This window comes from Bacteroidota bacterium (genome assembly GCA_018698135.1).
Classification (GTDB): domain Bacteria; phylum Bacteroidota; class Bacteroidia; order CAILMK01; family JAAYUY01; genus JABINZ01.
This window is the reverse complement of record JABINZ010000262.1, coordinates 1-9686: the sequence shown is the minus strand read 5'-3', so window position 1 is coordinate 9686 and position 9686 is coordinate 1. Positions and strand designations below refer to the sequence as shown.

The 9686-nt window shown below is 35.7% G+C and carries 7 protein-coding genes; 2 read left to right on the top strand and 5 right to left on the bottom strand.

The annotated features are described in order from the left end of the window. Nucleotides 1–351: 351 nt before the first annotated feature. Nucleotides 352–1773: a malonyl-CoA decarboxylase gene (locus tag HOG71_16165; protein MBT5992382.1), complete on the bottom strand. Its 1422-nt coding sequence runs from the start codon at nucleotides 1771–1773 to the stop codon at nucleotides 352–354. A 277-nt stretch (nucleotides 1774–2050) separates the two neighbouring features. After that, the gene (locus tag HOG71_16160) at nucleotides 2051–3874 is read right to left on the bottom strand and encodes a T9SS type A sorting domain-containing protein (protein MBT5992381.1); all 1824 of its coding nucleotides are present in this window, start codon (nucleotides 3872–3874) and stop codon (nucleotides 2051–2053) included. A gap of 410 nt (nucleotides 3875–4284) precedes the next feature. Between HOG71_16160 and HOG71_16155 the strand changes: the two genes are divergently transcribed. After that, a complete protein-coding gene (locus HOG71_16155; protein MBT5992380.1) occupies nucleotides 4285–4722 on the top strand; it encodes a peptidylprolyl isomerase in 438 nt (145 codons plus the stop codon). A 92-nt stretch (nucleotides 4723–4814) separates the two neighbouring features. On the opposite strand, the gene thrC is transcribed toward HOG71_16155, so the two are convergent. Next, complete coding sequence (gene thrC / locus HOG71_16150) at nucleotides 4815–6176, bottom strand: threonine synthase (GenBank protein MBT5992379.1); 1362 nt, start codon at nucleotides 6174–6176, stop codon at nucleotides 4815–4817. A 96-nt stretch (nucleotides 6177–6272) separates the two neighbouring features. Then, nucleotides 6273–7652 (bottom strand): O-acetylhomoserine aminocarboxypropyltransferase/cysteine synthase, encoded by a 1380-nt coding sequence (locus HOG71_16145; GenBank protein MBT5992378.1) that lies wholly within the window; start codon nucleotides 7650–7652, stop codon nucleotides 6273–6275. Nucleotides 7653–7826: 174 nt separating this feature from the next. On the opposite strand from HOG71_16145, the gene HOG71_16140 reads away from it, so the two are divergent. After that, on the top strand, nucleotides 7827–8297 hold the full coding sequence (locus tag HOG71_16140) for an AsnC family transcriptional regulator (protein MBT5992377.1): 471 nt from the start codon (nucleotides 7827–7829) through the stop codon (nucleotides 8295–8297). 162 nt (nucleotides 8298–8459) lie between these two features. Here HOG71_16140 and HOG71_16135 read toward each other — a convergent pair. Beyond that, on the bottom strand, nucleotides 8460–9686 hold a 1227-nt coding region (locus HOG71_16135), incomplete at its 5' end, for an Omp28-related outer membrane protein (protein ID MBT5992376.1).

Genomic DNA, 9686 nt, shown 5'->3' with positions numbered 1-9686 from the left:
AGAAGGGGTTAGGGGTTGAGTTAAATTCAAGCTAAGAACAACAGAGCGTACATTTTCAATATACATTTTTTGTTTCATCACTGTCTCTCTCAGAAGACATTAATGGCTGGAGTACACAAATTTCTAATATATCAATTTTTAGTTTTGAAGTAGAATCAATTCCCCTTCTTTGATTTTTCAGAGAAGGGGTTAGGGGTTGAGTTAAATTCAAGCTACGAACAACAGAGGCTTACATTTTCGATATACATTAACAAAAAGGTCCAAGAACCGCTACGCTAATCCTTGAACCAGTTTTTGTCTCATCACTGTCTCTCACAAAGGACGGTGATGGCCGGAAAACTAAATAGCTTTTTATTTAACCAATAAATTCCTCACTTCTCTCGAAGCAAACACTTTACCTTCTGAAAAATAATCTTCATGATTACTGACAATTTTGTTCAGCAAATAGTGATAATTCACCATCATTCCTGCCGATTGCCTCAACCCCTTCTCTGAGAGATCAGCCATCCAGTTAATGTGTTGCACTTTTGCTCCATTCGATAAATGAAAATGGGCAACAGGATCGAAAGCCCTCCCTCCTTTTCTTTCATTGACTAAATATTGTGAACATAACCTTAATAGCGGTATTTTAATAGCAGCTGTTTTACCTTTAAACTGGTACCAATTGGAATCAAGAATTTTCAGCAAGCCTTCATTCGCTGAAAATGTTTTGGCAATCTTTTTAATTTTCTCTCCTTCTTTAAGAGTTAGCACATCATCATTATTCAACAAATAGTTTTCAAGCCATTTTCTGAAATATGGAATAGGTGAAAGTGTGGCATAAAATTTCAGGTTAACAAACTCTTTGCTTAATTCATTAACCACCCTTTTAATCAAGAAATTTCCAAAACTGATTCCTTTCAAACCTTTCTGAGTACTTGTAATAGAATAAAATATAGCGGTATCTGCCTCTTTCGGGTCAATTGGTTTTTTGCTTTCATCAAGCAATTCATGAATATTGGGAGCCATTCCTTTCGTGAAAGCAACCTCAACAAATATCAAGGGCTCATTTGGTAGTTTATAATGAAGAAAGGCATATATCCGCTTATCGGAATGCAAGCGGTGCTTTAAACTTTTCCAGGTTTTAATTTCGTGCACTGCTTCATATTCCATTAATTTTTCAAGAAGTATTGCTGGCGAATTCCAGTTCACTTCAACCAAATCAAGTAAATTAATGTCAAAAAAACCTCTTAATATCCTTTTGATATCATTATCCAGCTTTTTCAGGCGAGGTAAAGTTGGAATAAGCGGAATCAGTTCACGTCTCATTTCTTTCAGAAAAATAAAACCATCAGGCAGGCGAATTAATTGCCTTAGTAGTCTTACTCTTGGAGGGATAAGCGCTTTTGCAAGTTCGAGCTCGGCATCTATTTTCTGTTCCTCCTTTCTTGCTCTTCGAAGTTTTCTGACCTTTTCATTCAGCAGTTTTGTATCGATATCAAAATCGTGAGCCAAAATTCGAAGAAAACGTGCTCTTCCCTTGGCATTCAGATGTATATAAATCATCCCAAGATGTACAACCCTCGATTGATTTGATATTTCACCACCTATTTCATTTATACAAACTTTTGCAAGTTCACGAACAACTTCTTCACCTTCATTATTTAAAGAGGAATCTACTTTAATGGGTGCATTATCCGATTCCAGCCATGCTTTGGTGATTTTATCAATGGTCGATTGACTAATCCCCTCAATAGCATGTTCAAGTTTAATTTCTTCTGTTTTCTTCGCCATTCTTTTTGAACAGTAATATTTAATTATTGATCATTAAAGTTACAAAAAATACATATGGAAATAAAATGAAATTGAATGAATTTGTTCAACTGCACAATCAGAACTTAGTAATTGCAAAAATAATCTACCTATGTAGCTTCAAGTTATAAACAATCTGGAGTATTAAAAATGACAAATACTATAAATCTCTCATATAACTAATTTGTAACATTTTGAAAATCAAGCAGCAAGTTTTCTGTTTCATCTTTCCAAGCTTTAGTTGAGGCTATATTAACTGCTAGTATTTCACAAATTTATAGGCATGATTATTAAATTCAATAACATAAACTCCGGATGCATAATCTGAAATATCTAATTGAATTCTCTTTGTATTCCTTAGTTCCAAATTCAGAACATCTTGTCCAACCAAATTCCTGATTACAATTTTATGATTTGCCTTCATTTTAAAATCAATGATCAGATTAAGACTAGCAGGATTTGGATAAATTGACAATCCTTTTTCTTTATCAAATTCATTAGTTGAAATTGTTTGATCTACATGAATTCCTGCTGAATCCACACCAAAATTCACATTGGCAATAGATGTGTCTGAGTTATTGATATAAACTGTTTTAAACGAATCCATGGGTAATCCGGGTATATCAATACTTATGGAATAATCGCCTAAAGGCATATCCTTAAACTCATACATTCCTGACCATTTTGTTTTAACTACTTTCACTTCTCCGCCCGGTACTTTTTTCAAAGTCACATCTATGTCTTTGATTGGATCGTTGCCAGCCCTCGTTCCATCCAAAGAAACAACATACCCTTCAATTCTGGCTTTACCAAGGGGTGGATCTGAAAAAGCAATAATATTTACATCAGCATTTGTTTTATCATTCCACAACAAGGGAATTGATTGAGCAGATTCCCAATAATCTACATCGCCATAATAAGTTTCCAATGTATTAGGATATAGTGCATCAGTACAACGCACAGATACAATATATTCTCCACTGACCAAATTAGTAAAGCTGTAATTTCCTTGCATGTCGAGCTGCTCGGAAGCAATTAATTTTGACTTATGATTCTTTGTTAACTCAAAAAGTTTGGCTGTTCCCGATGAAATAGAATTTCCTCCAACTTTTGCTTTTCCTGAAATAGAATAGGAATTGGAATATTTATAAATTAGGCCGCTATCTCCTACTGCATAGCCCATGTTTTCATCAAACATCTGGATATCGTTTATAGGAACTACCCCAGGATGTGGTGAAGGAGTCCAGGTAGTTCCACCATCAATTGTTTTGAAAATTCGTTTTAAAGTCCAATTGATCGAATCAAATCCAACATTATAACCAATACTACTGCTAACAAAACTTAAGCGGCTTGAGCCCACACTGGTAGTCTTTTTTGTCCATTTATCACCCCCATTAGATGTTTTTAATATTTCACCACTGGCAGGGTAACTACCTCCTCCAATAATCCCATTATCTTTATCGAAAAAATAAACACCTGACATCCAAAGAGTTGTACTTGTTCCCAAGCCTCTCCAGGTTTTTCCACCATCTTGGGTGCGCAATATTTTTCCATCTGAAGCTGTTGCAAAACCGTTTTGTGCATCTGGAAAATGAAAATAGCTAATCCACCCACTACTGGAGTAAACAGTATCAAATGTTTCACCTCCATCAAGCGTTCTTAAAATATTAACAACAGTAAACTGATCGTCTCCTTCCACAATAAAACCCTTATCGCTTGTCAGAAACCAAACGCCCCCTCCCTCAGTCTCTGAACTATGACTAATATCAGTCCAGTTATCACCAGCATCAGTTGTTTTTAAAATGACTCCTTTTTCGCCACTTACATAACCAACCATTTCAGTTGGAAAAAAAACACACCTAAGTAAATCCTTTACACCTGAGTTTTTATGCTTCCAACTCAATCCTCCATTACTTGTCTTTAAAATGACACCTCCATTACCAACAGCATAACCGGTATAAACATTAGTGAAATACACCGACCATATATTTTTTTTCGTGGGAGTTTTCTGTTCAACCCAATTTTGACCGCTAATAATTAATACCGAGAAAAGAATACCAAATAAAATAATAAACCTTTTCATATGTTTTAAATTTTGTATTTCGTTAAAAATGAAATAAATACAAAATTTCCGAACCCATGGAACCGCTACGATAAATCTTCGCTTAAGCAAAAAATTTAATCACCCACGGTTTGTATAGTTTAGGATGCTGAAAATTTATGCTCATTTCATAACACACGTATTTAGTGAATAAACCATATACTTTGTTACTACAGGAAAATATGGATGAGAAGTGAAAATTTGTCAGTACGTATTCAAATATACAAAATATTGTTAAACAATGCATTTTGTAAATAAGCTTAATTGATGCTGTAACAGATTGATCCAGTCACGACTAACACTTTTGTACAAATGCTTTTCATAAGAAAATGAAATTGTTCTCAGCTTTATTATATTTGCAAGCTAGAAAAAAAATTAAAGAAAGTACAGTAATGAGCAAAGCAGAAATAAAAACAGCAAAAGGCATCATGAAAGTAGATTTTTATGAAAAAGATGCCCCATTAACAGTAAAAAACTTTGTAGATCTATCAAACAAGGGGTTTTATAATGGTTTGAATTTTCATCGGGTTCTTCCAAATTTTGTGATTCAAGGAGGTTGTCCAAATGGAACAGGTGCTGGTGGACCCGGCTACCAAATCGATTGTGAATTGGATGGAGACAATCAATATCATGACCGTGGTGTATTATCCATGGCACATGCTGGTAGAAATACTGGAGGATCACAGTTCTTTATTTGTCATAGTCGCGATAATACAGCTCACCTCGATCGCAACCATACTTGTTTTGGGAAAGTAACTGAAGGATTAGACATCATTGATATGATTCAAGAAGGTGATAAAATTGAAACAATTACTATTATTGAAGAGTAGCCATCATTTCAACGGGTTTAAAAACCATTAAAATGATAAAGCCCTGTTTTGAGATATTCAAGACAGGGCTTTTTTAACAATACTCCTGCTAATTAGTATTTCTTTAGCAGGTAATTCTTGAAATCAGTATATTCATTCTTTAGAAAATCATAGTGTTCCACTTTGTCTTCTAATCCTTCTAAGCTTTTTGGTAATTCAGGGTCAATATTCAATATTTTAATAATTTCTTCAGGGAATTTGGCCGGATGAGCTGTTTCCAAAGAAACACATAACTGGTCATCTGCTTCTGGATTTTCCTTTAAATAATCCAACATTCCAGCCCAACCTACCGAACCATGTGGTTCAAGCAATACATTATGATTTCGCCATGTCTCTTTGATCGTTGATCTTGTCTCCTCTTCAGATATACTAACAGCATGAATTTCTTTATTCATTTCATCCATATCAGGTAGAGTCAATATCTCCCCTTTTTCATTCATCACACCACCATATAGTGCCATTAAACGTGACATGTTTGAAGGATGCCCTACATTCATTGCTGATGAGATACAGTTTCGGGAAGGTTCGATTTTGCTATAAATTCCTGTTTTCATGAATACAGGGAAAACATCATTGTTGTTTGTTGCAATGACAAACTTTTTCACTGGCAATCCCATTTTCATAGCCAATACACCTCCCATCATATCACCAAAATTACCTGAAGGAACGGAAAATATAATGTCATCATCTGCTGTTCCTTTTCGAAGTTTGGCAAAAGCCCAGAAATAATAAACAGTTTGTGGAATTAGCCGTCCAATATTGATTGAATTGGCTGAAGATAAATTCAAATGATCCAAATCGCGGTCTGCGAAAGCTTCTTTTACCATCGCTTGACAATCGTCAAACTTGCCATCAACGGCAATAATTTGCACATTTTCACCAAGGGTAGTCATCTGCTTACGCTGACGATTGGTAACTTCTGTTTCAGGATAAAGAACAACAACCTTGATATTATGCAAGCCATAATAGGCATTAGCAATAGCACTTCCTGTATCACCTGATGTTGCTGTAAGAATCAACAAACTCTTATTTTCTTTGGAAAGATAATAGTTCATTAATCGTCCCATCATTCTGGCTGCAAAATCCTTGAAAGAAGCTGTAGGGCCTTGATCTAATCGAAGAATATATTTGCTATCTACAACTTTTTCCAGCGGTACATCATAATTGTATGCATCCTTCACCAACTCATAGAGCACCGTATCTTCAATCTCACCGACCAGAAATTTCTTAATCACTTCATAAGCAATTTCGAAATATTCCATGTCCGAAAATGCATCAATTTCTTCCATTGTAAACGTTGGAACTTCTTCAGGCATGTATAAACCTCTGTCAAGTGCAATCCCTTTTAATAAAGCTTCGCTAAACGATACAGTGTCAGCTTGGAGGTTGGTGGAGTATAATTTAAGTTTTTTCATTTTAAAAGAATAAACGTCATTGCGAGCAAAGTGAAGCAATCCCTAAGTACTATGGGATTGCTTCGTTCGTTCCTCTCTCGCAATGACGAGAAATTTTTAAATTTTATCAAGTGCTTGTTCCAAATCAGAAATAATATCAGCAGGATCTTCAATTCCAACTGACAAACGACATGTGCTTGGTTTGATATCAGCTATTTTACGACCCTCCTCACCTTGTTGCTGATGAGTAGAAATAGCATTCAAAGTTGCGACTGATTTCACACGTCCCAAATCGGTTGCACGCCAAAACATCTGCAAAGCATCATAAAATATACGTGAATTCTTCGATCCTAACGCTGTTTCCTCTTTTATCTCAGCAGCCATCATATAACCAAACATATTTTGATCAGTATCAGCTAATTTCATGTATTTTTTTGCTGTTTCGTGTGCTTCAAAACTTTGTAAACCGGGGTAATGAACACGAGCGATTTTTGGATGATTCTCCAAATAAGTTGCTACTTCCAATGCAGTATTGCTCATTTGAGCTACTCTCATTCTGAGTGAACGCAAATCGTTTAATGTCATGATAGCATTCATTGGACTTAAAGCGGGACCATTATCCCTGAAAGGCCAGAATTTCGCCCAAGTGGCAAAATCAGCTTTCATGGCATCTTCTCCAACTTTAGAAACAATATTTTTCTTGGAAGTTAGTAAGCCCACAATGGACGTACCACTTGCACCAATCACTTTGGATGCAGATTGAACCACAATATCAGCACCATGCAATAATGGTCTTGTCAATGCAGGAGAAGCACAGGTAGCATCCACTATCATAGGAATTCCATTTGCATGTGCCAGTTCAGCTACTTTTTCAATATCAAAAATGGCAACTGACGGATTTGAAGGAAACTCACCATATAAGAAACGGGTACCTGCATCCGTTTTTTCAGCCCATTCATTCAAATCAAATGGATTATGAATCCAGCGAACTTCAATACCTGTTTCCTGCCATCTGCGCACCCAAAACTGCTGAAATGTACCTCCATAAACCTTGGCACAAGCTACAAAATTCGGTGCAGGCAAATTATCATCTTTAATCAAAAAAGGATCGGTTGCTACCCGAACAGCAGCCATTCCACTTCCAGTTGCTAAACAACTGGCTTCAATTTCAGAACCATATGTTTCTAATAAAGCAGTTGTTTCTTCTAAAAAATAAGTTGATGGATTTGCAATGCGTGTATAACACCAGTTTGGCATTTCATAAGCCAGACCTGCTTCCATCTCAGCACTGTTGTGATAAGCTTGAGCCGGGCTCATATAAATGGGTTCCATGATGGATCCATTGTTATAATTCAATGCTTGTTCGCAATCGTATAAGCCATGTGTTGCTACCGTATCAAATTTGCGGGTTTTGGCAACTTTTATTGCTCGATTACGACTTTCGATCATTTCCTGACCGACTTTGATCCATTCTTCTTTCGTGAAATTTTTAATCATTATGTGAGTTTTATTGTACCAATTTTAAAATGATTTTTTACATAAGCAAATATATCAAACTGATACGAAATAGAACCAATTGTTGAAATATAATTCAATATTCACTACATTTGCTTACTATTTAAAACTTATTACGCTCTTTTAACGCCTTATTATAAGCAAACATAATGTAATATGAAAAATAACTTTCAAATTGATAATCTGGATCATATGATATTGGATTTAATTACCATAGATGCTCGTATTCCTTTTTTAGAAGTTGCCCGAAAATGCAATATTTCAGGTGCAGCAGTTCATCAACGCGTTCAAAAACTAGTTGATGCAGGAATTATTTCAGGATCAGGCTTTCATTTAAGCCCCAAAGGACTCGGTTATATTACCTGTGCTTTTATTGGTTTGCAAGTAAACTTGATTTCGACCAGTACGCACGACAACGTATTTAATAAAATTAGTGAAATACCAGAAATAGTTGAATGTCATCATATAACCGGACGCTATTCTTTATTGTTGAAAATATTTGCCCGTAGCAATGAACATTTAAAGCAGCTAATTGTTGAGAAAATTCAGTCTATTCCGGAAATTGTGAGTACCGAAACCTATATTTCGCTCGAAGAAGGTTTTACGAGAACGCTGCCTGTAAAATAGTTCAGCCTAAATTTAAGTTATCCCCTAAAACCTCCTACAGATAATACTTTTATGAGCTTTATACGTTTTATGCTCAGAGATGATTTGACTACATACACCTGATTTAATAAAAACTCACATCCACCAATGAATCACATAATAAAGACGGTCATAGATTATTACTTAATTCTTAATAAAGGTAGTTGAATAAATGGTCTTTGAATCGACCAATTGGATAAAATATATCCCCTGTGCCAAATCTGCAATATTGATTTTATTATCTATCACTTTTAGCTGATAATGTTGACCCAGTTGGTCAATAATCTGGACATTAGGACTAGAAATTCCTTCATCTAGTCTTAAATACAATTCATCCATTGCCGGATTTGGATAAACCACTAATTGATTGAATTTTCTATTATCACCAGCCACATCCAAATTGATTCGTTCGGCTTTCTGCGCATTGATAATCTCAATATAATCGTCATCATTATAGGAAACAAAAACAATAAGAAACAAATCCTTGGGTTTCATATACCATGGAATTTGGTATGTATAGGTTTTGTTATAAGATGAGTTTGGCAATACATTCTGAGGAATAACGCTATTATCTCCCCAATCTCCTGTCAGAACCGTTCTGATTACATGCATATGAGTATAGCCAATGATTGGATTTCCACGGCCATACATTGGATGCCCTGAAGTTCCATCATAATAATTCTTTTGATCCCAGCCACTACCAACGCCTGATACACTATCCTCAACTAAAAATACATTTAACCGCATATCGCCTGGAAGTGGATAATCTAAAAAGTCCAGATCAACATCCACAGTCATTGTTTTGCTAGTCGGATTATAGGTCGAGAATAAATCAATATCCACTGCTGTTTTCTTTGCTAATTGCAACAATGCCCGTTCTTCCCATATTTGCCTCGATATGGCAATTCGTATCTGATCAGACCAATGCACCCTGTCAATTGCGGCAGTTGGTGCTCCATTGGTAAAAGCAGAAGCTATTACTTTGCTTTCATTTATGGTCATGGAATCGGTACCAAAACCCGCATGATGGATGAGTCCCATTATATTTGGATTCCGATGCATGATATCTTCCAGCACAATATGTCCATCGGGACAAAAACCACAAGGGCAAGTTGAAAATTCTTCAATGAAAACTTTCTTTGTTCCTGAATTACCGTTATTTACAAACACATGAGCACTGAGGTTATTATCATCGGGAATCGTATCAGGGTTCCCATTAATGGCAGAAATCCAAATATCAACATCCTGAAAGTCGCCAATATTGGTTGGTGTCCAGCTGGTTGGATGTGTAAAATCATAACTTTCATTTGGAAGTAAACTCAATCCTGAAATTTGGGAAGTTTCTGTCACTCCATTGTCAATCATATAATT

Bases quoted from the DNA above. Each gene is read 5' to 3' on its own strand.
- thrC (MBT5992379.1), bottom strand. From the start codon at position 6,176: ATGAAAAAACTTAAATTATACTCCACCAACCTCCAAGCTGACACTGTA.
- HOG71_16155 (MBT5992380.1), top strand. From the start codon at position 4,285: ATGAGCAAAGCAGAAATAAAAACAGCAAAAGGCATCATGAAAGTAGAT.
- HOG71_16165 (MBT5992382.1), bottom strand. From the start codon at position 1,773: ATGGCGAAGAAAACAGAAGAAATTAAACTTGAACATGCTATTGAGGGG.
- HOG71_16160 (MBT5992381.1), bottom strand. From the start codon at position 3,874: ATGAAAAGGTTTATTATTTTATTTGGTATTCTTTTCTCGGTATTAATT.
- HOG71_16140 (MBT5992377.1), top strand. From the start codon at position 7,827: ATGAAAAATAACTTTCAAATTGATAATCTGGATCATATGATATTGGAT.
- HOG71_16145 (MBT5992378.1), bottom strand. From the start codon at position 7,652: ATGATTAAAAATTTCACGAAAGAAGAATGGATCAAAGTCGGTCAGGAA.